The organism is Bacillus sp. FSL L8-0099 (assembly GCF_038006385.1).
Taxonomy (GTDB): Bacteria; Bacillota; Bacilli; order Bacillales; family Bacillaceae_G; genus Bacillus_A; species Bacillus_A toyonensis.
On sequence record NZ_JBBOVC010000001.1, the window covers coordinates 1,594,059 to 1,618,051 of the forward strand.

26 protein-coding genes and 1 pseudogene are annotated in these 23,993 nt (G+C 34.8%); 20 read left to right on the forward strand and 7 right to left on the reverse strand.

Features of this window, described 5'->3' with window-relative positions:
* The first annotated feature begins 5 nt into the window (after positions 1-5).
* The 9 genes and pseudogenes from flhB to MHH42_RS08415 all read left to right on the forward strand — a co-directional run bounded on the left by flhB (position 6) and on the right by MHH42_RS08415 (position 9,022).
* Positions 6-1,052, forward strand: coding sequence for a flagellar type III secretion system protein FlhB (gene flhB, locus MHH42_RS08375; RefSeq protein ID WP_001030092.1), 1,047 nt, complete (start codon positions 6-8; stop codon positions 1,050-1,052).
* 23 nt (positions 1,053-1,075) lie between these two features.
* Complete coding sequence (flhA, locus tag MHH42_RS08380) at positions 1,076-3,142, forward strand: flagellar biosynthesis protein FlhA (RefSeq protein ID WP_070172957.1); 2,067 nt, start codon at positions 1,076-1,078, stop codon at positions 3,140-3,142.
* 14 nt (positions 3,143-3,156) lie between these two features.
* Positions 3,157-4,467 carry a flagellar biosynthesis protein FlhF gene (flhF, locus tag MHH42_RS08385; protein WP_098652152.1) on the forward strand — a complete coding sequence of 437 codons (1,311 nt, stop codon included), beginning with the start codon at positions 3,157-3,159 and terminating at the stop codon, positions 4,465-4,467.
* Positions 4,468-4,510: 43 nt separating this feature from the next.
* On the forward strand, positions 4,511-5,284 hold the full coding sequence (locus tag MHH42_RS08390; protein ID WP_081339521.1) for a flagellar basal-body rod protein FlgG: 774 nt from the start codon (positions 4,511-4,513) through the stop codon (positions 5,282-5,284).
* A gap of 170 nt (positions 5,285-5,454) precedes the next feature.
* Positions 5,455-6,749 (forward strand): annotated as a pseudogene (locus MHH42_RS08395) (NtaA/DmoA family FMN-dependent monooxygenase).
* A 183-nt stretch (positions 6,750-6,932) separates the two neighbouring features.
* Positions 6,933-7,769 carry a TrmB family transcriptional regulator gene (locus MHH42_RS08400; RefSeq protein WP_000343347.1) on the forward strand — a complete coding sequence of 279 codons (837 nt, stop codon included), beginning with the start codon at positions 6,933-6,935 and terminating at the stop codon, positions 7,767-7,769.
* Positions 7,759-8,487 (forward strand): AzlC family ABC transporter permease, encoded by a 729-nt coding sequence (locus MHH42_RS08405; protein ID WP_000247290.1) that lies wholly within the window; start codon positions 7,759-7,761, stop codon positions 8,485-8,487. The genes MHH42_RS08400 and MHH42_RS08405 overlap by 11 nt, the downstream gene beginning before the upstream one ends.
* Complete coding sequence (locus MHH42_RS08410; RefSeq protein WP_000425939.1) at positions 8,478-8,789, forward strand: AzlD domain-containing protein; 312 nt, start codon at positions 8,478-8,480, stop codon at positions 8,787-8,789. Before MHH42_RS08405 ends, MHH42_RS08410 begins: the two co-directional genes overlap by 10 nt.
* Before the next feature lie 62 nt (positions 8,790-8,851).
* Positions 8,852-9,022, forward strand: coding sequence for a DUF3951 domain-containing protein (locus MHH42_RS08415; protein ID WP_000602233.1), 171 nt, complete (start codon positions 8,852-8,854; stop codon positions 9,020-9,022).
* Positions 9,023-9,046: 24 nt separating this feature from the next.
* Here the strand turns inward: MHH42_RS08415 and MHH42_RS08420 are convergent, their stop codons facing one another.
* The 5 genes from MHH42_RS08420 to MHH42_RS08440 all read right to left on the reverse strand — a co-directional run bounded on the left by MHH42_RS08420 (position 9,047) and on the right by MHH42_RS08440 (position 11,996).
* Complete coding sequence (locus tag MHH42_RS08420) at positions 9,047-9,406, reverse strand: hypothetical protein (protein ID WP_070172961.1); 360 nt, start codon at positions 9,404-9,406, stop codon at positions 9,047-9,049.
* A gap of 11 nt (positions 9,407-9,417) precedes the next feature.
* Positions 9,418-10,011, reverse strand: coding sequence for a dienelactone hydrolase family protein (locus MHH42_RS08425; protein WP_070173011.1), 594 nt, complete (start codon positions 10,009-10,011; stop codon positions 9,418-9,420).
* Between the two features lie 2 nt (positions 10,012-10,013).
* The gene (locus MHH42_RS08430) at positions 10,014-10,349 is read right to left on the reverse strand and encodes an antibiotic biosynthesis monooxygenase family protein (RefSeq protein ID WP_000834002.1); all 336 of its coding nucleotides are present in this window, start codon (positions 10,347-10,349) and stop codon (positions 10,014-10,016) included.
* Between the two features lie 186 nt (positions 10,350-10,535).
* Positions 10,536-10,715 (reverse strand): H-type small acid-soluble spore protein, encoded by a 180-nt coding sequence (locus MHH42_RS08435; RefSeq protein WP_001025738.1) that lies wholly within the window; start codon positions 10,713-10,715, stop codon positions 10,536-10,538.
* A 66-nt stretch (positions 10,716-10,781) separates the two neighbouring features.
* Positions 10,782-11,996: a helix-turn-helix domain-containing protein gene (locus MHH42_RS08440; RefSeq protein WP_000212332.1), complete on the reverse strand. Its 1,215-nt coding sequence runs from the start codon at positions 11,994-11,996 to the stop codon at positions 10,782-10,784.
* 117 nt (positions 11,997-12,113) lie between these two features.
* Between MHH42_RS08440 and MHH42_RS08445 the strand changes: the two genes are divergently transcribed.
* On the forward strand, positions 12,114-13,382 hold the full coding sequence (locus MHH42_RS08445; protein ID WP_340893151.1) for an MFS transporter: 1,269 nt from the start codon (positions 12,114-12,116) through the stop codon (positions 13,380-13,382).
* A 112-nt stretch (positions 13,383-13,494) separates the two neighbouring features.
* Positions 13,495-14,019 carry a DUF4398 domain-containing protein gene (locus MHH42_RS08450; RefSeq protein WP_000723949.1) on the forward strand — a complete coding sequence of 175 codons (525 nt, stop codon included), beginning with the start codon at positions 13,495-13,497 and terminating at the stop codon, positions 14,017-14,019.
* Positions 14,020-14,059: 40 nt separating this feature from the next.
* On the opposite strand, the gene MHH42_RS08455 is transcribed toward MHH42_RS08450, so the two are convergent.
* Positions 14,060-14,953, reverse strand: a complete 894-nt coding sequence (locus tag MHH42_RS08455) for a LysR family transcriptional regulator (RefSeq protein ID WP_001050617.1) — start codon at positions 14,951-14,953, stop codon at positions 14,060-14,062.
* A 163-nt stretch (positions 14,954-15,116) separates the two neighbouring features.
* Between MHH42_RS08455 and MHH42_RS08460 the strand changes: the two genes are divergently transcribed.
* The 5 genes from MHH42_RS08460 to MHH42_RS08480 are packed head-to-tail and all read left to right on the forward strand — an operon-like array spanning position 15,117 to position 20,908.
* Positions 15,117-16,109, forward strand: coding sequence for an ABC transporter ATP-binding protein (locus tag MHH42_RS08460; protein WP_000351785.1), 993 nt, complete (start codon positions 15,117-15,119; stop codon positions 16,107-16,109).
* On the forward strand, positions 16,087-17,112 hold the full coding sequence (locus MHH42_RS08465; RefSeq protein WP_000714709.1) for an ABC transporter substrate-binding protein: 1,026 nt from the start codon (positions 16,087-16,089) through the stop codon (positions 17,110-17,112). Before MHH42_RS08460 ends, MHH42_RS08465 begins: the two co-directional genes overlap by 23 nt.
* A gap of 12 nt (positions 17,113-17,124) precedes the next feature.
* The gene (locus MHH42_RS08470; protein ID WP_340893154.1) at positions 17,125-18,795 is read left to right on the forward strand and encodes an ABC transporter permease; all 1,671 of its coding nucleotides are present in this window, start codon (positions 17,125-17,127) and stop codon (positions 18,793-18,795) included.
* Positions 18,792-20,054: an MBL fold metallo-hydrolase gene (locus MHH42_RS08475; RefSeq protein WP_033657314.1), complete on the forward strand. Its 1,263-nt coding sequence runs from the start codon at positions 18,792-18,794 to the stop codon at positions 20,052-20,054. The genes MHH42_RS08470 and MHH42_RS08475 overlap by 4 nt, the downstream gene beginning before the upstream one ends.
* 20 nt (positions 20,055-20,074) lie before the next feature.
* Positions 20,075-20,908, forward strand: coding sequence for a hypothetical protein (locus tag MHH42_RS08480; protein WP_000755332.1), 834 nt, complete (start codon positions 20,075-20,077; stop codon positions 20,906-20,908).
* 53 nt (positions 20,909-20,961) lie between these two features.
* Here MHH42_RS08480 and MHH42_RS08485 read toward each other — a convergent pair whose 3' ends face one another.
* Positions 20,962-21,384, reverse strand: a complete 423-nt coding sequence (locus MHH42_RS08485) for a YfmQ family protein (RefSeq protein ID WP_016108128.1) — start codon at positions 21,382-21,384, stop codon at positions 20,962-20,964.
* Between the two features lie 41 nt (positions 21,385-21,425).
* Here MHH42_RS08485 and MHH42_RS08490 point away from each other — a divergent pair, with 41 nt between their 5' ends.
* From MHH42_RS08490 to MHH42_RS08505, 4 genes are all read left to right on the forward strand, one after another.
* Positions 21,426-21,542 carry a hypothetical protein gene (locus MHH42_RS08490; protein WP_002011946.1) on the forward strand — a complete coding sequence of 39 codons (117 nt, stop codon included), beginning with the start codon at positions 21,426-21,428 and terminating at the stop codon, positions 21,540-21,542.
* A gap of 65 nt (positions 21,543-21,607) precedes the next feature.
* Positions 21,608-21,769, forward strand: a complete 162-nt coding sequence (locus tag MHH42_RS08495) for a hypothetical protein (RefSeq protein WP_000108701.1) — start codon at positions 21,608-21,610, stop codon at positions 21,767-21,769.
* 162 nt (positions 21,770-21,931) lie between these two features.
* Complete coding sequence (locus MHH42_RS08500; protein ID WP_000107763.1) at positions 21,932-22,567, forward strand: cupin domain-containing protein; 636 nt, start codon at positions 21,932-21,934, stop codon at positions 22,565-22,567.
* 248 nt (positions 22,568-22,815) lie between these two features.
* Positions 22,816-23,907, forward strand: a complete 1,092-nt coding sequence (locus MHH42_RS08505; RefSeq protein WP_340893157.1) for a serine hydrolase — start codon at positions 22,816-22,818, stop codon at positions 23,905-23,907.
* Positions 23,908-23,993 lie beyond the last annotated feature (86 nt).

The window sequence follows — 23,993 nt, forward strand, 5'->3', positions numbered from 1 at the left end:
CGCGTATGGCAAAGGATAATAAAACAGAAAAGGCCACCCCGCAGAAGCGTAAAAAATCGCGTGAAGAAGGGAATATCGCCCGGAGTAAAGATTTAAATAATTTATTTTCTATTCTCGTATTAGCAGTTGTCGTTTATTTTTTCGGAGATTGGCTAGGGTTTGAGATTGCCAATTCTGTAGCGGTGCTGTTTGATCAAATCGGAAAAAATACAGATTCGACCGAGTATTTTTATTTAATGGGGATTTTGCTACTAAAAGTATCAGCTCCTATATTAATACTCGTATATGCTTTTCATTTATTCAATTATATGATTCAAGTCGGTTTCTTATTTTCTTCTAAAGTCATAAAGCCGAAAGCATCACGTATTAATCCGAAAAACTATTTTACGAGACTGTTTAGTCGTAAAAGTTTAGTAGATATTTTGAAATCACTGTTTTATATGGGATTAATCGGTTACGTTGCGTACGTTCTTTTTAAAAAGAATTTAGAGAAGATCGTGAGTATGATTGGATTTAACTGGACTGCGTCACTTACTGAAATTATTAGGCAAATTAAATTTATCTTTTTAGCTATTTTAATTATTTTAATCGTTCTTTCTATTATTGATTTCATTTATCAAAAGTGGGAGTACGAGCAAGATATTAAGATGAAAAAAGAAGAAGTAAAACAAGAGCATAAAGATAATGAAGGGGACCCACAAGTAAAGGGGAAACGAAAAAACTTTATGCATGCCATCTTGCAAGGGACTATTGCGAAAAAGATGGATGGTGCAACGTTTATTGTAAATAACCCGACGCATATTTCAGTCGTACTTCGTTACAATAAACAAGTTGATGCGGCGCCAATTGTCGTTGCAAAAGGGGAAGATGAGCTCGCATTATATATACGGACGCTTGCCCGTGAACAAGAAATACCGATGGTGGAAAACCGTCCGCTCGCTCGGTCTTTATATTATCAAGTCGAGGAAGATGAGACGATTCCAGAAGATTTATACGTAGCTGTAATTGAAGTTATGCGCTATTTAATTCAAACGAATGAACTTGAAGTATAATAGCGCGTTTGGAGGGGATCTCTTTGTTTAAGATGGATTCTGCAAGAACCTATTTTTCTATCTTTTTAGCAGCGTCATTCGTTGTGGCGCTCCTAATTCCACTTCCACCATTTGTACTTGATATCGTTATCGTTTTTCTACTAAGTATGTCAGTACTTATTTATATGCGAGCGACAAGTATTAACGAGTGGGATGAATTAAAGTCATTTCCGACGATGTTGTTATTAATCGGGATTTTCCGCGTATCGATTAACGTTTCGACGACGCGAGCGATTTTAACAGACGGAAATGCGGGTCATGTTATTGAAGAGTTCGGTCAGTTCGTAATTGGCGGAAACTTATTAATTGGTATCGTTATTTTTATCGTTTTAATCATTTTCCAGTTTATCGTTGCAAACGGTGCATCTCGTACAGCTGAAGTAGCAGCTCGTTTTACACTTGATTCTTTACCAGGGAAACAAATGTCTATCGATGCGGATTTAAACCAGCGTATTATTTCAGAAAAAGATGCACAAGCAAAACGAAAAAAATTAAATATGGAAACAGAGTTTTACGGGGCGATGGATGGTGCCGGGAAGTTCATTAAAGGGGACGTTATTTTCGGGATTGTCATTTTATTCGTAAATATCATTTTCGGTTTAATTGTCGGAATGATGCAGCAAGGAATGAGCTTTGCAGATGCGGCTCTTCATTATACACAGTTAACTGTCGGTGACGGAATCGTAAACCAAATCGGTTCGTTAATGCTTGCGATTTCAACAGGTATTATCGTAACGCGTGTATTTGATGGTTCACCGGATACGGTAACGGAAGGTATCTTTAAAGAGTTATTAGCGCATGAAGTTGTTGTATATGCGCTCGGTGGTTTGTTTATCGCAATGGGTATTTTTACTCCGCTACCATTCCTACCGTTTGCTCTCGTTGGTGGAACAATTATCTTCTTAGGAATTCGCAATAAAAAGCGAATAAAGAAAGAGAAAGAAGACGAGCTCCAAAAAGAATTAGAAATGATTCAAGGCGAGGATGAGCAATTACAACAAGTGGAAGATTCATTTGGAGTCTTTACAGATAAATATCCGATTATTGTAGAACTTGGTTTAGATTTAGCGGCACTTGTAAAGCAAAAAATTAATGGGGAGACAGCTCGTGATAAAGTTGTTCTTATGAGGAAATCGATTATTACCGACCTTGGTATTAACGTTCCTGGCATTAACTTTAAAGATAATACGAGTTTTAGACCACGTGGTCGTTACATTATTCGTATTAAAGGTGCGAAGGCGGCTGAAGGTGTTTTAAAATCAGGTTACTTATTAGCACTAAAAACACCGAACGTAATGGCTGATCTAGATGCAGAACCAGCGAAAGATCCAATCTTCGGTGAAGATGGATATTGGATTTTAGAGCATATGGTGCAAGATGCACAAATGAAGGGCTATCAAGTGTTAGAGCCACTTAGTATATTAATTACACATTTAGATGTTGTCGTTAGACGTAATCTTCACGAGTTAATTCAGCGTCAACATGTGAAAGACTTAATTAACTCGCTTGAAAATGATAATGGCGTTTTATTGGAAGAGATTAAGAAGAAAGAAATCGATTTATCACTCGTTCAAAATGTTATTAAACAACTTCTAAAAGAAGGTATTTCAATACGTGATTTACCAACGATTATTGAAGGTATTATTGACGGAAAAGAAGTGTATCAAAATCATGTTGATGGTGTAACGGCATTCGTCCGTGAATGTATTTCAAAAGTTATTTGTGAAAATGCAAAAAATCCGGACGGGAAAATTTATGCGGCGCTTTTCTCTGATTCAATAGAGCTAGATGCGGATGTTGTGAACAATTCCTATCAAGGTTACTTATTAAACTGGGATTTAGATTTAGAATCGCGAGTAGTTGAGCAAGTGCAGCGCGTCTTTAAACAAGCACGTTTAATGGGAAGAGAACCAGTGTTATTAACACGTAGAAAAGATTTTAGATTTGCGATTGTAAGACTGCTAGAACGTTATCAAGTGGAAGCACAAGTACTTTGTATTAGCGAATTAGCACCAGAAATTGTTGTAGATCAAATTGCCTATATTGAATAGTAGGGGGTGAAGTAATGGAAAGTACAGAAAAGAAAGAAGCGTTAATGCGAATAAAAGCAGCTTCGAAAAATGAATTGTATCGAAAGTTATTTGACCAATATGGTACAGATTATTATTACGTTGTCGATGAAAGTGTAAAACGAAATATCCCGTTTTTTTGGAAAAAGGATTATGAAATGTTAGTTGCTTTTCCAGAGGATAAACAGGAAGAAGTGAATGAAGGAACAGCACAATTTCATGAACAATTAATGGATGTTGTGAATGATTCTTCAGAACAAATTGTGAAGGCAAATGGAATTCAATCAGTACTACACAATTTAGAAAATGTAACGACTTCTATGTCATACGCGGCAATGCAAACAGGAAATAGTGAAGAATGGGCGAGAAAAAAAGAGAAACTATTAAAGCTGTTTGAAAAAGGAATCGTCGTGGTGAAACAGACGGAAGAAACGAAAGTAGTGAAAAAGCAAAAAGTTGTGAAACAAGTCGTTCCGGCCAAGAAAAAAGAAGTAGTTGCAAAGAAAGAAAATCAAGAATCTGTACCGTTTATTATTCAAAAAGTAATTCGGATGCTAGAACAAAACGATGTAGAACAATATTTCATTCATGCATATGCTGAAAAGTTAAAAGTGAAGTTTGAAAATGCAACGATGATTACAGAAGAAGAAGTAATCGGCTATATATTGGAAGATATGAGATCTCACTTCAACACTGAAAATGTATTTGAAAAAGAAGTACAAACAATTGCATTAATCGGTCCAACTGGGGTTGGGAAAACGACGACGCTTGCGAAAATGGCATGGCAATTTCATGGTAAGAAAAAAACGGTTGGCTTTATTACGACGGATCACTCTCGCATTGGGACAGTACAGCAACTGCAAGATTACGTAAAGACAATTGGATCAGAAGTAATCGCTGTGCGTGATGAAGCGGCAATGACAAGAGCACTTACGTATTTTAAAGAAGAAGCACGCGTCGATTATATTTTAATAGATACAGCCGGAAAAAATTATCGTACGTCAGATACAGTAGAAGAAATGATTGAAACGATGGGACAAGTAGAACCAGATTATATTTGTTTAACGTTATCAGCTTCTATGAAAAGTAAAGATATGATTGAAATTATTACGAACTTTAAAGATATTCATATAGATGGTATCGTGTTTACGAAATTTGATGAAACAGCAAGTAGTGGCGAATTGTTGAAAATTCCAGCAGTTTCATCAGCTCCAATTGTATTAATGACAGACGGACAAGACGTAAAGCAACATATACATATCGCTACAGCTGAACATTTAGCGAAACAAATGTTACAAACATCGTAAGAAAAGAGGTGAAGAATAAGGCGGTTGCCTTATTCAAAGGAATATGAACGGTCTTTATATAGGTTCCATGGGAATGATGAATTACATGCAGCGTATTAATGTTCATTCGAATAACGTTGCAAATGCCCAAACGACAGGATTTAAAGCAGAAAATATGACTTCTAAAGTATTTGATGTACAAGACACATATCGCCGCGGAGATGGGGCTATGACAAATATCGGTTCGGTCGATTACGCTGTAGTACCAGCTGCGACGCATGTGAACTTAGTACAAGGAAATGTACAAATTACAAATAGTGCTACAGATTTCTTTTTAGATGACGGTGCGGCAGGCACATCATCATTTTTCGTTACATCTAAAAATGATGAAACGTTTTTAACGAGAGACGGAAGCTTCACATTAAATAGTGATCGTTATTTGCAAACATCTTCAGGTGCTTTCGTAATGGGAGAGAATAATGAGCGTATTCGTATTCCAGAAGGAGCAAAGGTTGCTGTACAAGCAGATGGTACATTATATGATGAAGTAACACAGAATAATATTGCCCGTTTGCAAACAAAAACAGTAGATGCAGAAACGAATGCTCGTCTCGTGCAGCATGAAAACAAAAGCTTTACACTAGCAGAAGGAAATATTGCTAATTTACCGAACGGAACAGGAATAGTAAAAAATCATATGCTAGAAAATTCAAATGTAGATATGACGAAAGAGATGGCAGATCTTATGTCGAGTCAAAAAATGATTCAAGCATCTCAGCGTATTATGACTTCATTTGATAAAATTTATGAAAAAGAAGCGAATGAAATATTGAGATAAAGGAGACTTCCCGTTAAGGGGAGTCTTTTTTTATTGCATTTATTTCAGTAACACCATAAAATGGTATTGATAATCATTATCATTTTATGATGTTTAATAAGAATGGAAGCTGTAATGGTCGTATCACTTGTTTAACTAGGTGAATTAAAAACGAAAGGGAAGGTGTATTTATGTCTACTAAAAAGCAACTTTGTATTGGATTATGTTTAATTTCTAGAAAGAACGAGAGAGTATGTTTAATTCAGGGATAGATGAACAAGTAGAGTTGGCACTACAGGCAGAAAAGGCTAAGTTAGATTTTGTTTTTAAGGCAGATTATTTAGTGGCACACCCTGATTTAATCGCTCGTAATAAGGAGAATGTAATGTTAGATCCGACATTATTATTTACTGCTATTGCGTATGCAACAGAAAAAATTGGAGTGGTTACGACTGCCTCCACATCGTTTTATCCACCATACATACTTGCGAGGCAATTACAATCTTTAAATTGGATTAGTAATGGCCGAGTAGGTTGGAATATTGTCACATCCATTGATGGTGCAGAAAACTTTGGTGAGACAGGGATGCCGCCATCTGAGGAACGATATGCGAAAGCTGCAGAATGTACAGAGTTAGTAAGGAAACTTTGGAGAAGCCATCCTTATGAAGTTTTGAAAGTAGATAACACTGAAGTCATTAGAGAGATGGTAAAGCCTATTGAGCACAGTGGTGAATACTTTGAGGTGAAAGGACCACTTAATATTCCGCAGCATATTTCAGGAGAAATGCCATTATTTCAAGCGGGTGCTTCAGAGGCTGGCCGGAATTTCGCTGCTTCTGTTGCGGATGCGATTTTCGCCGCGATGCCAGATATAGAATCAGGAATCGAACTTCGTCAAAATTTAAGAAGAAGAGCAGAAAAGCATGGCCGAAAGCAAGGTGATGTACGGGTATTACCTGGATTGTATTTCTTTATCGGTGATACATATGAAGAAGCGCTAGAGATGCATAGGCAAGCTCATCAACATCTCACAATGGAGAAGAGATTGGCTTTACTTGAAATGCTACTCGGATTAGATGCTAGAGGAATTCCACTAGAAAGTAAGATAAAGGAAGATATGTTGCCAAGTAGAGAGCAAACTGTACGCAGTAAAACACATGCCGAATTATTACGGAATTTCATCATTAAAAATGAACCAACTGTTGAACAAATACTAGAACGACCAGAAGTTGTTGGTTCTGCTCATTGGGTTGCGATTGGTACACCACAAGATGTATTCCAGCAAATTATGGAAAGGTTTGAAGCAGGAGCACTAGATGGATTTATTGCAATTCCAGGTGGGCCTCAGAAATCATTGGATCTATTCTTTAGTGAAGTTATTCCGTTATTTGTGAAGGCGGGTGTATTTAGGGAAGAATATACAGGTTCAACTTTGCGTGAACATTTAGAGGGGACTTCATTAAATACTTTGCTGTTAAAATAAGTAGAATACTATGTAGAAAATGCCTTTCATAAGAAGGCTTTTTCTTTTTTGTTAAAATTTCAGAATTATCAATTGACTTTATAGGTCTTCTTTTTTTATATTAGTAGGTATAGTAATAACTACTAATATAAAATGAATGCATCGTTTTCAAATGAGAGCTATGTAGATTGTGAGGGGTTACCGATGGATGAAATAATAAAAGAGTTACAAAAGCTAGGTTTTTCCCAATATGAATGCAAAGCGTACATTGGATTATTAAAACATTCCCCAGTAACAGGATACGAAGTGAGTAAACAAACAGGGGTACCTCGTTCGATGATTTATGAAGTACTTGGCAAGTTGATGGATAAAGGAGCGGTGCATATCGTTCCTTCTGAACCAGTGAAATATGTACCAGTGCCAGCTACGGAATTAATGGATCGAATGCGAAAAGACTTTGAAAAGTCCTTTGCATTTTTAGACCAGAAATTAAATTGTTTAGAACAAGAGCGGCAAATTGATGTAATTTCGCATATTCGCTCAAATGATCGTGTTTTGAAAGAAATATGCAATATAATTAATAGAGCAAAAGAAGAGCTATGGATTTCAGTATGGGAAGATCAAGTGCACGAGATTGAGCCGTTCATTCATCAAAAGGAAGAGGAAGGCGTACATATTTTTTCCATTTTATTTGGTGCTCCAGAAACAAAAATAGGAGCGACATTTCATCATAATTATATGACACCTCACGTCGTTGAAAAGAGAATGGGAGGTCATTTAACTGTTATCGCGCGTGATGGGGAAGAAGTATTAATTGCTAACTTTTCAAATGATAGCACTTCATGGGCGGTGACAACGTATGATCCAGCTTTAGTACTCGTCGCTACAGAGTATGTTCGGCACGATATTATGGTGGAAGAGATTACGAAGGAGTTTGGAGCTGATAAATTAGATACATTATGGCGTGAAAACATAGATTTAGTTCATGTCGTAACAGGCAAACGCACGATGGAAGAAATGGAGGGAGATAATGGTGAATAAAGCTCAAGCACATATGACACTGCAGAGCGATGATTCATTTCAGCAAGGTGTAAAGGATTGTTTACCAACTGTATTTGGATATTTGAGCATTGGTATAGCAGCTGGTGTTATTGCGAAAACAGCAGGTTTTTCGGTCATAGAAATCGCCTTTATGTCCACGTTAATTTACGCAGGTTCTGCTCAGTTTATATTAGCGGGGATGTATGCAGCAGGTGCCCCAGCCTCAGCAATTATTTTTACCGTGTTCTTTGTTAATTTACGTCACTTATTAATGAGTGCGGCACTTGCGCCTTACTTCACGAAGATACCTCTTTTTAAAAATGTAATAATTGGTTCGCAAATTACAGATGAAACTTTCGGCGTTGCAGTGCAACAAGCAGCGCAAAAAGGATATTTAGGCGAGAAATGGATGATGGGCCTTAATGTAACAGCGTATTTAAATTGGATTCTTGCTACAGTTATCGGGGGGCTTTTTGGTGAGTGGATACCAGACCCTCATACGTACGGGATGGATTATGCATTACCAGCGATGTTTATCGGATTATTTGTACTTCAGCTAATAAGTAGTAAACCGAAACTAGCAATTCATCTCAGTGTAGCAATTGTAGCGATTATTATCGCATACGTTTCACACTTATTTATGCCAGATAGTATAGCAGTTATTATTGCAACATTACTAGCTGCGACGATTGGAGTGCTGATTGAAAAATGGAAATGAGATTAGATGTATTATTACTATTACTAGCGGCAGGAGCTGTCACACTCGTTCCGCGTATTTTGCCTCTTCTCGTATTTAGTAAAATACAAATTCCAGACTGGGGTTTAAAATGGTTAAATTACATACCAATTGCGATATTAGCAGCACTTTTAGCACAAGTATTATTTATGCATGAGACGATGCAGTGGGATTATCTTATCGCCGCAATTCCAACATTTCTTGTCGCAATCTATACTCGTAGTCTATTAGGAACCGTATTAACTGGAGTGATTGTGATTATTTTGTTACGTTTCTTTTTCTAGAAAGGATTCGGCTCATATAATAGCGAAAGGTGTAATAATAAGAAATATATAGGGGTGGTGTTATGATACTTTTAACGATAGGAGCAATATTGTTAACGTTGTTTATTTTCTTTATTATCGGCTTTATTACGTTTATGATGTTTGTTGATAAGGCGACACCTCAAATTTATTATACACCTTGTGAATCAGTGACAGTGAAGTCTAAAGGTAAAGATAGAAGGAAGAAAAGTTGATGTCGTGCTTTTCTTCCTTTTCTTTTACATTCCTGAAAGAACTAACAACAACACTCCGAATAGAAAACTAATAAAAGAAAGAAAACCGATACATATCGAGAACACACGATTATTTCTCCATTCGCGCCAGAAGACGATAAATCCTAAAATGCAAAGGAAAAACCAAATGGGTAAAAATATGAACTCACTCATTTTCTTGGGGAGTAACGAATAAAAAGTTGTTACATATAGTACCCAATTTGTCAAAAATAAAATACAAACGATAATGGATTGTGAATAGGGACGTTTTAAAAATTTCTCATTTTTAACTGTTATAAAAATGAGAGTTAGCGCTGATATAAAGACAATGATTATGAAAATAAGTAAGAGTAATGTAAGGGGCATTAGAACCTCCTTTATAAGAGTGCTTTCATAAGAAATGAATCTATTAAATTGTATACTTGTTTTGTAGAGTGTTCGTTATATTTTTCAGTGTATGGATTTAAAAATCCATGCTCACCTTGTAGTTGTTTTATTTCTAATAAAGGATTATCTTGTTGCTGTAATGTTTTCGTTAAGGAGGGTACTGAAAAACTAATTTCTTTTTCAGGAAAAATCAGTAATGTAGCACATGCAGGCTTCATGTGAACATAATCGCGTATACGAGAGCCGTAACATCCAATAATAAAATCTAGTTTTGGATTGTTACTACATAGCCATGAGATGGTAGCTCCAACGCTAAAGCCGATAAGTCCAATATGTGCGTAACGATTGGAAAGGCTATGAATGAGTTCCTCAATTTGCTTTTTTCCACCATCAAATCCAATGTGGTTCATAAAATATTGGTATGCTTTTTCTTCATTATTATAATGAAATGCCTGTTGTAATTGTAGAAGATTCGGGCAGAATACATCTATTTGAGATGAAGTGAAGTGGTCAATTACATGATGCATATGATCATTTACACCATATATTTCATGTGAAACAACGAGAGCTAATTTTTTCTTCATCATTACAAAATTTCTCTTTGAAACTTGTATTCTTTCTCTACAAGGCAAATACGCAAGTGGAAGTTTTCATACCATTGCTCACGGCCTCTTTTTTTCGCTTCTTTATGTAAGGTGTTCTTTTTCCAATTTTCAATTGCTTCAAGTGATTCCCAATAAGAAATTGTAATGCCGAGGCCCGAATTACCGCGTGCACTTTCTACACCTAAAAATCCAGGTTGCTGTTTCGCAAGTTCCTCCATTGTTTCGGCAACGGTACTATAATCTGTTGTATCATTTGATAAATTAGAAGTGAATATAACTGCATAATAAGGCTTGTTTTTTTCTAAATCAGATTTCATTGTCTTTCCCCCTTAATGTATAGTACGAATAATTCATCCATAGTTTGTATTTTAGCAGGTCACAAAAAGAAAAGAAGTGGAAAATTCAAATTTTTTCATCCCATGTAAAATAGAAGATTGAAGAAATTTATAATAAATAATCTAAAGAAAGAAAAACGCCACTTCAAAAAATTGAAGTGGCGTTTCTTATATTTCCTCTAAGCTATTAACTGGAACAGTTAATTCGCGACCTGGATTTTTTACTTCATATATGCGGGCGGTTTCGTTGCTTTCGTCGACGTGTTGAATCATAACAGGCATGCCTTGAAAACTGACATTAGCATGTTCCGCTGACACAGAAAGCTCTTTTGCACGTTGAATATTCATTTATATTCCTCCCATCATTATTATCTTTGCTAAAAAAGAGGAATAATATACCATTTTGAGACATTCTTAAAGTTTTTGTATTATTTGTAATGTTTCTTTAATAAATGAAGTGAAGATGGAATCAGGATAGGACTGTACGATTTCATATGCTTCTGTTACTTCTTCAAGAGCTCTTTTTTTATCATTAAGTTTGACATAACAAAGAGCACGATATGCCCCAGCTGTTGTAAGCCGTGCGTGATCAAGTGGATGGTTTATATAATCTGGTATGATAGCACGTTGTAATGTTTTTAAAGCTTCTTCGTATTGTTTTAAACCATACAAAGCTTTTCCTTTTTCAAGATAATACGATCCATCATCTTGAAAAATTCGCTCATCTTTTAGTTTTTCTCGAAATTGTTCTACATGTTCTAATGCAATAGTATATTCATGAGTAATTGTGTTGTAGTAGTAAGCTTTTAAAAGATTAATAACCGCTGCAGATAAAGTATCTTCTGTAAAAATGGCAAATTGCTCTGATTTTTTTATGTAATGTAAATATTGTTCTTTATCAGCCGTTAGGACTTTTTGGTAAGATAAAATACGGTAAAATTCATCTGTTTTATAATACACTTGATGTTTTTTTGAAAATGCAAGTGCATCTAAAATGACACTTTCACATTGTTCGTAATTACCATATGCAAGAAAAATAATCGCCTCATATAAATATAACTCGATATGTATAATGAGATCCATTTCTAAATGTTTCTCTTCATAGTCATTTCGGATGCTAGCAATGAGTTGTAAACATTCAGCATACTTTTTACGTGTGAATATCGTAAAGGATAATTTTAATTTTGTTTCCGTACTTTCCCGGTATAACGTATATTTTTCAAAAATAGAAGTAGCCTTTTCCACGTAATGTTCAATATTGTAATCTTTCATTTTAGCCGCAGCTGTTACAAATTGTTTATATAAACGAGCGGTATTCAAAGTAGGAGGTAGCTCTTTTTGAACGATAGGTAGTAAAACCTCATATACTTCATCGTACTTATTTGCTTTTATTAGTTGTTCCATTTGTTGAATGAGTTCTATCATTTCCACATCATCATCTTCTAGTAAAAAACTCGTTTCGCATCCAAGTTTTTCAGCAATATATTGTAATGTTTTCATGGAAGGTGTAGCTTTTCCGTTTTCAATTTGGCTTAGCATACTTTTTGTCAGTTCTGAACCTGCTAAATCAGTTTGAGTAAGCTTTTTTTCTTTTCGTAACGTTTTAATTTTTGCACCGAGAGTAGCCATCATATGCTCCTTTATAATTTAAAAGTTAAATACAATTAAACTTTTCATTGTAAAAATTGGAAAGTTGATTATATAATAAGTTTAACACAATTTAACTTTTACGGGGAGAGTGGCATAATGGGGGATGTAAGTATAGGTCAACATGATTGGAAAATGAAGATTGCAACGAGAAATATTATTTTAATGATGATTGGAAAAATGACGTCCTTGTTAGGGGCGGGTATTTATACGTTTGCAATGGGGTTATACGTATTAAAGACAACTGGTTCAGGAATGGGGTTTGCAACTACCCTTATTTGCGGATCAATACCAAGAATGATCTGTGGCCCAATTGCAGGTGCTGTAGCTGACCGCGTCAATCGAAAATGGCTTGTCATTGGCACAGATTTATTAAGTAGTTTAACGATGCTTATTATGTTTATTCTTACAACTACTTTTGGGCCATCACTACTGTTTATTTATGTATCAGCGGCATTATTATCAATTTGTGCAAGTTTTTATTCTGTAGCATTAACTTCGTCTATTCCTAATTTAGTAGATGAGGAGCGTATTCAAAAAGCGAGTGCTTTGAACCAGACTGCAGCATCATTATCGAATATTTTAGCCCCAATTATTGGCGGAGTTGTATTTGGTTTCTTTTCAATTAAGTCGTTCTTTCTGTTAAATAGTATTACATTCTTTTTAGCGGTAATTGTACAATTATTTATCGTATTTGATTTATATAAAAAAGAAATGGTTGAAAGTAAAGAGCATTTTTTGATGAGTATAAAAGAAGGTTTTTCATATATAAAAAGACAGCATGAAATATATGGTTTAATGAAAATAGGGCTATGGGTAAACTTTTTTGCAAGTGCACTGTTCGTTTCACTACCATTTATTATTATTCAAAACCTGCATTTATCCTCGAAGCAACTCGGTGTTGTAGAGGGCATGTTAGCAGTCGGGATGCTAATTGGTGCGATTGCATTATCAGTACGTAAAGAAGTGAATAATCCGTTTCGCTCTGTTTATATTGGGCTGTTTTTATTTGCGGGTTTAAGTTTATGTACAGTCTTCCCATTGTTAGTTACCATTCCGAAAGTAGTAAGTTTTATGTACTATATTGCTTTTATGATTTTAACGGGTATATCAATGATGGCTGTAAATATCCCGATGCAAGTACATTTGCAAAAGACGACAGATCCAAGTTATTTAGGCCGCGTTTTCGGTTTGCTTGAAACAATTGCTACTGCTATCGCACCGCTTGGTATGATTGTATATGGATTATTATTAGATATGTTACCGACTAGCATTGTTATGATGACAATAGGCGGAGGATTATTGTTAGTTGTTTTAGTTGGAGTGAAGAAGCATGTAGCGAAAAAGCAAGTGGATGTGTCAGCCTAAAAGAAAATTTGACTTAATGATAAAAAATGACCAAATTAGTATTTTAGTTTTTGAAACTCTTTTTCATGTATGTTACAGTAAAGTGAGCAGGCAAAGAAAAGGAGAAAACATCATGAAAAAAATAAGTTTTGTTATGCTTTTTCTGTTAGTTGTAATGGCTGGATGTAGCAATTATGACACGTATATTGAAACAGGTATGCAATCATTGAAAGATGAAAAATATAGTGATGCAACAATGTGGTTCGAAAAAGCAGAAAAAGAGAAATCAGGAAATGAAGCGAAATCATATAAAGAAATTGCCGAGATAATGGATCACGGAGCAACAGCATTAAAAGACGGTAAGTATTTAGAAGCGAAAGATATTGCAAATGAAGTGTTACAAAAGAAAAAAGATGATGAACTTGAAAAAGCTGTAAAATCAAATGCAGAGAATATGCTTCAAAAAGCAAAAGATGTGGAAGAGAAAGTAAATGAAAGAGTGGCAAAGCGGAGAAAAGTAGAAGAAGAAGGAATCGATAAACTTATTAAAGCTGTCGATAGTATAGATGAAGTGAAAGAAAAAGAGAAAAAAGTTTCAGAAGCATTAGATAAGGCTGAAGAGGCACAAGCAAAAATTGAGGCGAAGAAAAATAAATAGAGTTTTAGTTTAAGAGGCTGTCGTGTATAACGACAGCCTTTTAATTTTTGGCTGCGAAAGAAATGATGCTATGTAGTAAAAAAGAAATGATTTTAGAATTCCATCTGTCCTCATGATGAATCGTATAAATGTTACGCTGAAATTCAAATCTTGGAATTGGTATATAGCATAGCTCATTTCGCTGTATTTCTTGTTCAATAGCAAGTTTAGAAATAAAAGCGACGCCATTCCCGTATTTTAAAATTTGTTTCATCGTTTCTAATGAATCTAGTTCAATTTCAGATTGGAATGTGATGTTATGTGCTAGTGTCCATTGTGTAAGTAAATCTCTCGTTGTAGATGGATTACGATGCAATAATATACGTTCTTTTTCGATATCTTGTAATGATACATTTGTCTTTTTAGCAAAATGATGTTCTTTGGAAAAAGCGAGAACAAGTGTATCAGGCATTACATTCGTTTGTTTTAAAAGTGGTTCATCAAATGGTGCAGCAGAAATTACTCCGAGATCAATTTCATGATTTTGTAGCATGATTCGAATTTCAGGAGCTGGTTTTACCATGAGTGTTATTTTTATATTAGGAAATTCGCATTGAAATTGGTGAACAACTTCTGGTAAAAGATAAGTCGCTGGTACATAACTAGCACCGATTGTTATAGCACCTTTATGAAAATCTTTAAACTCTTGTGTGACCCGCCTAGCTTCTTTCATAAGTGCATCTATTTTACAAGCATAATGATGCAATGCCTCGCCAGCCTCTGTTAAGAAATACCTTCCGGAACGTAATTCAAATAAAGACACACCGAGTTCCTCTTCTAAGCTTTTTATATGAAATGTAATAGTAGGTTGTTTCACGCCAAGTTTTTCTGCAACAATCGTAAGCTTTTTGTATTTCTTAATAAGCACTACAATTTCTAATTTTAAGAGATTCATTATGAATTGCCCGCCTTTTTTATTTTAACTATAGAAAAAATCTATAGAAATAAATAGTTTATTAGAAGTTTTTTAATTTAATCTTTACAGTACATTAACATTCAGTATAAATCCTCCATATAGAATGAAAGCAGGTTAAGAATGAGGGGAGAGAGGTGAAACAATGGATATTAAAATTCACGGATTAGAAAAGACATTTGGACAAACACAGGCGTTAAAACCACTGCAAATTGTCATGAAACAAGGGGAATTTACCACACTTTTAGGACCTTCTGGATGCGGAAAAACGACTTTACTTAGAATGATTGCAGGGCTTGAAGAGCCGGATAAAGGTGAAATATATTTTGGAGATAAGTGTATGTATTCTGGTGCGAAAAAAATAAAAACATCTCCTCATGAACGGAATATCGGTATGGTATTTCAAGATTTTGCTTTATGGCCGCATATGACTGTGTTTGAAAATGTTGCATTTGGATTAAGGGCTACAAAGCAAACGAATCATTTACGAGAAAAGGTAGAAGATGCGATAAAACGAGTTCGTTTACAAGGTATGGAGAAAAGATATCCACACGAACTTTCTGGTGGACAGCAGCAACGTGTTGCATTTGCTAGAGCAATTGTAACAAAACCTCATTTTATTTTGTTTGATGAACCGCTTAGTGCACTCGATGCAATTTTGCGTGAAGAAATGCGCTTAGAGCTTATGGATATCGTTCATTCTATTGGCTTAACGGCATTGTATGTAACGCATGATCAAACGGAAGCTATGTCAATGTCAGATCAAATTATTGTCATGAAACAAGGAGAAGTATTACAAAAAGGAACGCCAGAAGATATTTATGTGAAGCCGTCTCATGAATTTGTTGCAAAGTTTGTTGGTAAGGCAAATTGGCTTGTAGAGAATAAACAAATGGTTCGTCCAGAGCACGTGAACTGGGCAAAAAATGAAGTGTGCGATACGTATACAGGTGAAATTCAGCACGTTACATATGTAGGAGAACGTTATGAAGTGAAAGTAAACATGGGGACACTCGGTGTATGGACAGCTTATCACAATAGTAAGCTAAGCGTCGGTAAACCGGTATCGTTATATGTACCCAAAAAATGTATTCATCATATAGGGGGAGAGTCGTATGAAGAAATTCAGTTCGCTTAAGTCTTTATTTGTATGTACTTTACTATTTTCAGCTGTAGTAACAGGTTGTAGTTCAAAGACAGGTAGTGCAGATGCAAAAAATAAAAATTCTAATGAAAAGAAAATTGTTGTATATAGTGCAGGACCGAAAGGATTAGCAGAAAAAATTCAAAAAGACTTTGAAAAGAAAACCGGTATAAAAGTGGAAATGTTTCAAGGAACAACAGGTAAGATTTTAGCGAGAATGGAAGCTGAAAAGAAAAATCCAGTCGTTGACGTTGTCGTACTCGCTTCTTTACCAGCGATGGAAGGACTAAAGAAAGATGGTCAAACGTTACCTTATAAAGAAGCGAAACAAGCTGATAAGCTACGTTCTGAATGGTCAGATGATAAAGGACATTATTTCGGATATAGTGCTTCCGCATTAGGAATTGTGTACAACACAAAAAATGTGAAAACAGCACCTGAAGATTGGAGCGATATAACGAAAGGAGAATGGAAAGGAAAAGTGAATCTTCCAGATCCAGCACTTTCAGGTTCAGCTTTAGACTTTGTAACAGGATATGTGAAAAAGAATGGACAAGATGGATGGAAATTATTTGAACAACTTAAGAAAAATGAAGGTACAGTAGCGGGGGCAAACCAAGAAGCGTTAGACCCAGTTGTAACAGGTGCGAAAGATATGGTAATTGCGGGTGTTGATTATATGACGTACAGTGCAAAAGCTAAGGGTGAACCGGTTGATATCGTATATCCAAAAAGCGGAACAGTTATTAGTCCACGTGCAGCAGGCATTATGAAGGGTAGTAAAAATGTAGAAGGTGCAAAAGAGTTTATTGATTATTTATTATCAGATGATGTACAAAAACAAGTTTCTAAAGCGTATTTATTGCCAGGTAGAAAAGATATAAAAGCTGAAAATAGACCGAATGTAGAAGAGATTCCAGTATTACATATTGACTGGAAAACAGTTGAGAAAGAACAAGATGCAATAGGAAAACAATTTAAGAAAGTATTTCAATAAGATGGTGATTACATGGTAAATCGATTCGTGTCAGTAAGACAAGTTGGAATGACAGTAGCGTTGTTACTTGTGGCGATGTTAATCGTCATTCCGCTTTTTCTCATTTTATTTTCTAGTGTATATGAAAATAGCAGTTGGAATTTTTTAAAGCCTTTTGAAGTCATGCAGAGTGGCGGATTAGCTGGGATTTTTCTGAATTCGATGCTGCTAGGTGTACTCGTTGTAATAGGAGCTACAATATTTGCATTTCCATTGGCGTTCATTATGAGTAAAACAGATGTAGGAAAGTATAGTAAGTTAGATATTGTTTTTATGATTCCATTTATGACCCCGCCTTATATCGGATCGATGGGATGGATTTTGTTCATGCAACCTAAGGGCTATTTTGAACAATTTTTTCCGATGCTAAAGACGATTTCATCATCGTTTTTTAGTTTAGGAGGTATGGTCTTAATTATGAGTCTGCATTTATTCCCATTCCTTTATTTCATGTTGAAAAACACGTTACTTCAGATTGGGAGTAGTAAAGAAGAAGCGGCAGCAGTTCATGGTGGGAGCTTTTTCTATCGTTTACGAAAAATAATATTGCCGTTATTAGTATCAAGCTATGTCATGGGTGCTTTACTCATTTTCGTAAAGACGATTGCTGAATTTGGAACACCAGCTACATTTGGGTGTAGAATAGGATTCCACGTGTTAACATCAGAAATCCATAAATTTATTTCGAGTTGGCCGATTGATTTTAGTAGTGCAACAGCATTATCTTCTTTATTACTTAGTGCATGTATGCTCATTTGGTATATGCAAAATGTATTGAATCGAAAGTATTCATATGCAATGGTTAGTGGAAAAGGTGTGAAATCTAAAAGGTATACTTTGTCTATATTTGCGCGCGTTGTAGCATGGGTTTATGTGATTAGTTTGCTAATCGTATCAATTGGTATCCCATACTTTTCTATACTGATTGCTTCATTGTCGAAATTAAGAGGCGGTGGATTACATGTAAATAATTTTACAATAAGTCATTATGAAGCATTGTTTACAATGGGTTCTCCAGGATTAGAAGCTTTATGGAACAGTTTTCTTTTTTCGCTCGTAACAGCGGTTGTTGCTGTAATGATTGGAGTCTTTTTAGCACTTATGATTCGAAAGGGGAAGAAGTCTTCTGAAAAATGGCTTGATATGTGCGGTATGTTACCGAATATGGTACCAGGAATAGTGATGGTTGTAGGTCTTATTTTATTTTGGAATTCACCATATATGCCTATGTCCATTTACAATACACCTGTTATGGTTATCGTAACGTATGTTGTTCTTTTTTTACCTTATACAGTGCAGTATGTAAAATCATCGCTCGGACAAATTGATGACTCTCTTGTGCAGGCAGGAAGTATTTTTTCCGGGAATTATATTTATATTTTTAGGAAAATAATATTGCCTCTTATTATTCCTGGCATTCTCGCTGGATGGGCGATGACATTTACGATTTCAATACGAGAGTTAGTAGCATCGCTTCTCGTATTACCTCCATCAGTAGAAACGTCAGCAACGTTTATTTTTGCTCAATTTGAACAGGGGGAAGTATCTATAGGAATGGCGATGGCAGTTGTTTCTGTTGGACTTACAACACTATGCTTATTACTTCTGCAACATATGGAGCAAAAAAGAAAAGGGGTCGCATGATGAGGGTAGAAGTATGGGGAGGAGCAGGAGAGTACGGTCGTTCCTGCTATTTTGTAAAAAATAAAGAGACAAAAATCGTATTTGATTGTGGTATTAATCGATCGTATGAAGATAGTTATCCAAAAATAGAAAGAGAAGTCGTTCCATTTTTAGAGGCGGTATTTTTATCGCATATTCATGAAGATCATACGATGGGTTTACCTTTATTAGCGAAGTATGGATATAAGAAAAAAATTTGGACAACTCGTTATACAAAGGAACAACTTCCAGCTTATTTTGAAAAATGGAGAAACTACAATCTTTCGCAAGGGTGGAATGTACCTTATAACGATCAAAATGTAAAAGATTTAAACTATGTATGTATTGATGAGATTAGTAATCCAAATGAATGGATACAGATTACTCCTACATTGCGGTTTCAATGGGGGTATAGTGGGCATGTATTAGGAGCGGTTTGGTTTTTAGTGGATATGTGTAATACATACGTATTTTATTCTGGTGATTATTCCGCAGAATCTAATATACTACGAGCTAATTTACCTGAGAAGTTGCGAAGCAATATAAAAATTGCAATTGTAGATGCCGCTTACCACACTGATGATGTTTCGCAAAATGAAAGATTAGACGATCTATGTGCAGAAATTGAACGAGTTATGAAAAATAAAGGAGTAGCATTACTACCGCTGCCGCAACTTGGTAGGGCGCAAGATATAGTATTGTATTTATATGAACGATATAAAGAATTTCCGCTTATAGTAGATAAAGAAATTTTGGCTGGATTTGAAGAGATGTTCCTATATAAAGATTGGATAAAAAATAATGAAGAACTTCGATGGGTTATGGAGAGTTTAAAAAGAAACATAATCGTTATGGATCATGACATTAGTATACAAAATAGTTACGGAATAGTTGTAATGAGTGATGCGAATATGCAAACGAAACGCGCACAGTTATACTATGAACAACTTCGGCATGAAGAACGGAATTCCATTATTTTCACAGGACATATTGCGAAAGAGAGTTTTGCAGAAAAAGTTATGAAAGAGCATGTAAGGAATACATGTAGGGTGAATCGAGTTCCGTATAAAGTTCATCAAAGTATGGGTGATGTTAAGGCAATGTTAAATATATTATTACCGGAACATACTTTGTTAGTGCACGCTCATAAAGAGGATACGGATCGATTACAACAAAAGCTAAGTACAGCAGGATATGAAAATATATATTCACTTGCAATGGAACGTATAGAAGTCATTTAAAATGTAAAGGGGATAGGTATATGAAAAAAGTATTTGTATTCGTAAGCATTTTCTTTTGTTGTTTCCTTTATAACGTGATGGAAGGGTTTGCTGCTAGTCCAATGAAACCTAGTTTTGAAGTGAAGTTATTATTAAAGCCAGAACAAGTATTAGGTTATAACAAAGAGATGAAGCAAGAGGTACTAGAACATTTCCAAGCTGGTACAAATGATGAAAGAATACAAGTGCAATTTTTAGATACGGCGAATAAAAGTTTAAGTAACGAAGGTTGGTTTGCGAGAATTCGAAAGAAAGAATTTAGTAAAGATTTTGAGCTAACATATAAAAAAAGATATCCTATTCAAAATGGTGTAATTCAAGATGCACTAGAAGTAGCTAAAAAAGAAGGATTTGATAGTAAAACTGATAGTTATGAGGCGGAAATAGATTGGGGATTTGGGAAGAAAACGTTAAGTATTTCAAATAAGAAAAGTTACAGTGCGAAAGGATATGGGGTACTTGATTTACCAAATGAACAAGCTTCTCAAAATATGTTAATAGAAAAGTTACCAGGGAAAATGAACAAATGGTTGTATACGAATTGGGGAGAAGAAATGTTAAGGGATTCTCACATTTACGGTCCTGTATTAATGAAACGATATACAGGTGAATTTGAAAATATAAAAACGAATATTGAAATTTGGCCATTAAGTAATACTGGGAAGATAGAAGATGACTTCGTAATAGAAGTGTCGTTTAAAACAAATGAGGAAAGTATTGCGACAAAACAAAGAGAATTATTAATGGCGAGTATAGAGAAAAAAGGATGGTTGTTACCGAAAGATAGTTTGAAGACAGAGCTTATTTTTCAGTAAATGAGAAAAAAGGAATCCATATTTCGTGGATTCCTTTTTCTAATATATGAGTATTAAGCTAAGTCAGCTGACACGAACATATCACTATTTTGAAGATTTTTAGAGCGTAAACTATAAGCAACTACCTTCTTTTTATGTTGTTTTACAACATCAACATGCTCTTCATGACTATAAATATAAAATGTAAAATCTTTTTTGCCACGTTTTGCATTAATAATTAAAGGAGTGCTCTCATTTTGTGGTGGTGCATAATAGCGATCTAAAAATAAACCTTCATTAAAATCATGAATGATTTGAGACTTTTTTTCGTCTTCTACGCTCTTCCCATTAATAGTAACAGTCACATTCTCTTCTTCAAGTTGTGGATGTGTTTCGTACTTGCTAATAATGGATTCAATAACAGAGTTAGGAAGGCTAGAAACGATAATTTTAAATGCCCCAAATACAACTAACAGTACAATAAACCAAGTCGTCATAGTATATCATCCCCTTTATTCTATTTAATAATATAACTCATATGGTAATAGTACATATGGTGAAGTTTTGTATAATTTGTGAAAAATATGCCATTTTTACGAACGAAATATTAGAAAAATCAATTTTGTTACAAAAAGTTGAAATCGAAGTATTTTAAAAGAAAAAGGTTTATAATAAAAATATAACTAATAACCACATTACTAATTATAAGGAAGTGTAACTATGAGTACTGTAGCAATCGTGTATGGTATTATTCTTTCTACAATTATTGTTTTATTTTTCGTTGGAGTTTCACGGTATATTCATAAATGGAAAGAAGGCGTTGCGAAATTAAATCACATTGAAGAAGAACTTAGTGATTTAATGTTACATCATGGTAAGTAAAAGAGTTATTATTTAACTAAACAATGTGAAGGATATCGCAAAACATGTTTTCCTAATGAAAGCATGTTTTTTTATTATGTGCTGAATAGGCACATATCATCTATTTTTTCCATATGATACATCGTTAAGTACAAAATGTTAGGAGCGGAAAAGAGGGATGATATGAGTACGTCAGGTTATGTTCCAGATAATAAAAATTTAAAGAAAAGCTCAGGAACTCCAAACCTTTTCTTTGATTCAAGAAAAAATGTCTTTTTTAAAAGGGATGAGAAAAACGTTGCATATGAAGTTACTTCAACGCAGTTACCAGCAATGATTGGAGGAGCATTTGTTGATTTATTTATGACGAAGGGACATATGCGAGAACCGCATTGGCATCCGAATGCATGGGAATTAGATGTTGTTGTATCAGGAGAAGCAGTTACATCCATTTTAAATCCTGAAACGAATCAATTGCAAAATTATCATGTAAAAGCGGGGCAAACAGTCTTTATTCCAATGGGATGGTGGCATTGGATCACAGCCATAACAGAAGAAGTACAATTACATTTGTTCTTCAATAACGATCAGTTTGAAACAGCAGAAGGATCAGACATACTTAGATTAACACCACCAGAAGTATTTCAAGCTGCATACGGTGTAAGTGCAGAGAAATTAGAGAAGGACCTTTCGCCAATTAAGGAGTCGGTTGTAATTGGTCCACCTAACTCCAAACGGCTAAAAGAAGTTAAAGAAAGTGACGACTCAAATATAGTCGTTACGTTAAATGGACAAATAACTTCATGTGAAATAGAGTAACTCTTTCTTTTTTAGGAAGGGTTATTCTGTTTTGTATAATTTTGTAATTAAATTCGTTATAATAATTATATAGAAGGGAATGTATCTGGCATTAACGGGCAGTAAAACTCCCACCTTAAAATTCGGCTGGAGCGAAGATGTTAGGTGAGAGTCGGGCTGCCCGTAAACGCCGATTGGTTTAACTAATAATCAGTGGGGGATGAAGAACCCCACTGATTATAGTTTCACTTTATTAGAGGGGGTATATTGTGAACATATTTAAGATTATAGGAATTGTTGCAGGAGTGATTCTAGTAGCTGTTATAGCTTTCTTTGTCATTATGAAGTACTATTTGTCAAAAGAAGATCCTGATTACGTATTAAAGTACATAAAAGAACATAAAGACGATGAAACATGTTCATTATTTATTAAAAGAAATGGAGAAGTATTAACTTCTATAAATGCCAATAAAAAATTACCATTGGCGAGTACGGCGAAAATCGTAATAGCAGTTGAATTTGCTAAGCAAGTATCAGAAGGGAAAATAAGTCGAGATGAACAAATTTCATTGCAGGAGCTAGAAAAATATTATGTTAAAAACACTGATGGTGGAGCGCATCCTAACTGGTTAGGAGATGCTAAAGCGAGAGAGTTAGTGAAAAATGGACAAATCGCTTTGGAAGAAGTCGCTAAAGGGATGATTCATTATAGTTCGAATGCAAATACAACATATTTGTTAGAAAAGCTTGGAATAGAAAGAGTAAATGAAAGTATAAAAGAGTTAGAGCTTACTAGTCATGACAAGTTCTCTTCGTATACTGCTTCACTATATATGAGAGGGTATGTAGAAAAAGAGCTTCATGAGCCAGAAAATCAATCTTTAGAAACGATACGTAACATGTCAAAGGATGAGTATAATAAACATGTGTTACAAATACATGAATGGATGAAAGATGAAGAAGAATGGAAAAAACGGGATATCCCATTAAAGGTAGATATGGAATTTCAGCGAATTTGGTCAGATCGATTAGTGGGTGCAAACGCTAAAGATTATATGAGTATAATGGAGAAAATAAATAGTAGAAATTATTTTCCAAAATCAATGCAAGATGAAATTGAGAATGTTTTTAACGGAACAGTTAAAAATAGTAAGTTTGAATATGCTGGACAAAAGGGTGGTTCTACCGCATTCGTATTGACAAAAAGTTTGTATACTACGGATAAAAACGGCAATAAGGTGGAAGTTGTAATTATGTTTAACGATATAGATGATCAAGTTGCATATCAAAAACTTAGAAATAACATAGATTATTTTATTCAAGATTGTATAACAAGTAAGGAATTTAGAAATAAATTATAATGAAATAATTTTATTATGTAAACAAAAGAGTGCTTTTTAAAAAGCGCTCTTTTCTATAAATGATACAGGATTTTCTAATTATGCCA

Coding starts and splice junctions, on each gene's coding strand:
- flhB (WP_001030092.1), top strand. CDS start 6: ATGGCAAAGGATAATAAAACAGAAAAGGCCACCCCGCAGAAGCGTAAA.
- flhF (WP_098652152.1), top strand. CDS start 3,157: ATGGAAAGTACAGAAAAGAAAGAAGCGTTAATGCGAATAAAAGCAGCT.
- MHH42_RS08390 (WP_081339521.1), top strand. CDS start 4,511: ATGAACGGTCTTTATATAGGTTCCATGGGAATGATGAATTACATGCAG.
- MHH42_RS08400 (WP_000343347.1), top strand. CDS start 6,933: ATGGATGAAATAATAAAAGAGTTACAAAAGCTAGGTTTTTCCCAATAT.
- MHH42_RS08405 (WP_000247290.1), top strand. CDS start 7,759: ATGGTGAATAAAGCTCAAGCACATATGACACTGCAGAGCGATGATTCA.
- MHH42_RS08410 (WP_000425939.1), top strand. CDS start 8,478: ATGGAAATGAGATTAGATGTATTATTACTATTACTAGCGGCAGGAGCT.
- MHH42_RS08415 (WP_000602233.1), top strand. CDS start 8,852: ATGATACTTTTAACGATAGGAGCAATATTGTTAACGTTGTTTATTTTC.
- MHH42_RS08420 (WP_070172961.1), bottom strand. CDS start 9,406: ATGCCCCTTACATTACTCTTACTTATTTTCATAATCATTGTCTTTATA.
- MHH42_RS08425 (WP_070173011.1), bottom strand. CDS start 10,011: ATGAAGAAAAAATTAGCTCTCGTTGTTTCACATGAAATATATGGTGTA.
- MHH42_RS08430 (WP_000834002.1), bottom strand. CDS start 10,349: ATGAAATCTGATTTAGAAAAAAACAAGCCTTATTATGCAGTTATATTC.
- MHH42_RS08435 (WP_001025738.1), bottom strand. CDS start 10,715: ATGAATATTCAACGTGCAAAAGAGCTTTCTGTGTCAGCGGAACATGCT.
- MHH42_RS08440 (WP_000212332.1), bottom strand. CDS start 11,996: ATGGCTACTCTCGGTGCAAAAATTAAAACGTTACGAAAAGAAAAAAAG.
- MHH42_RS08445 (WP_340893151.1), top strand. CDS start 12,114: ATGGGGGATGTAAGTATAGGTCAACATGATTGGAAAATGAAGATTGCA.
- MHH42_RS08450 (WP_000723949.1), top strand. CDS start 13,495: ATGAAAAAAATAAGTTTTGTTATGCTTTTTCTGTTAGTTGTAATGGCT.
- MHH42_RS08455 (WP_001050617.1), bottom strand. CDS start 14,953: ATGAATCTCTTAAAATTAGAAATTGTAGTGCTTATTAAGAAATACAAA.
- MHH42_RS08460 (WP_000351785.1), top strand. CDS start 15,117: ATGGATATTAAAATTCACGGATTAGAAAAGACATTTGGACAAACACAG.
- MHH42_RS08465 (WP_000714709.1), top strand. CDS start 16,087: ATGAAGAAATTCAGTTCGCTTAAGTCTTTATTTGTATGTACTTTACTA.
- MHH42_RS08470 (WP_340893154.1), top strand. CDS start 17,125: ATGGTAAATCGATTCGTGTCAGTAAGACAAGTTGGAATGACAGTAGCG.
- MHH42_RS08475 (WP_033657314.1), top strand. CDS start 18,792: ATGATGAGGGTAGAAGTATGGGGAGGAGCAGGAGAGTACGGTCGTTCC.
- MHH42_RS08480 (WP_000755332.1), top strand. CDS start 20,075: ATGAAAAAAGTATTTGTATTCGTAAGCATTTTCTTTTGTTGTTTCCTT.
- MHH42_RS08485 (WP_016108128.1), bottom strand. CDS start 21,384: ATGACGACTTGGTTTATTGTACTGTTAGTTGTATTTGGGGCATTTAAA.
- MHH42_RS08490 (WP_002011946.1), top strand. CDS start 21,426: ATGGTAATAGTACATATGGTGAAGTTTTGTATAATTTGTGAAAAATAT.
- MHH42_RS08495 (WP_000108701.1), top strand. CDS start 21,608: ATGAGTACTGTAGCAATCGTGTATGGTATTATTCTTTCTACAATTATT.
- MHH42_RS08500 (WP_000107763.1), top strand. CDS start 21,932: ATGAGTACGTCAGGTTATGTTCCAGATAATAAAAATTTAAAGAAAAGC.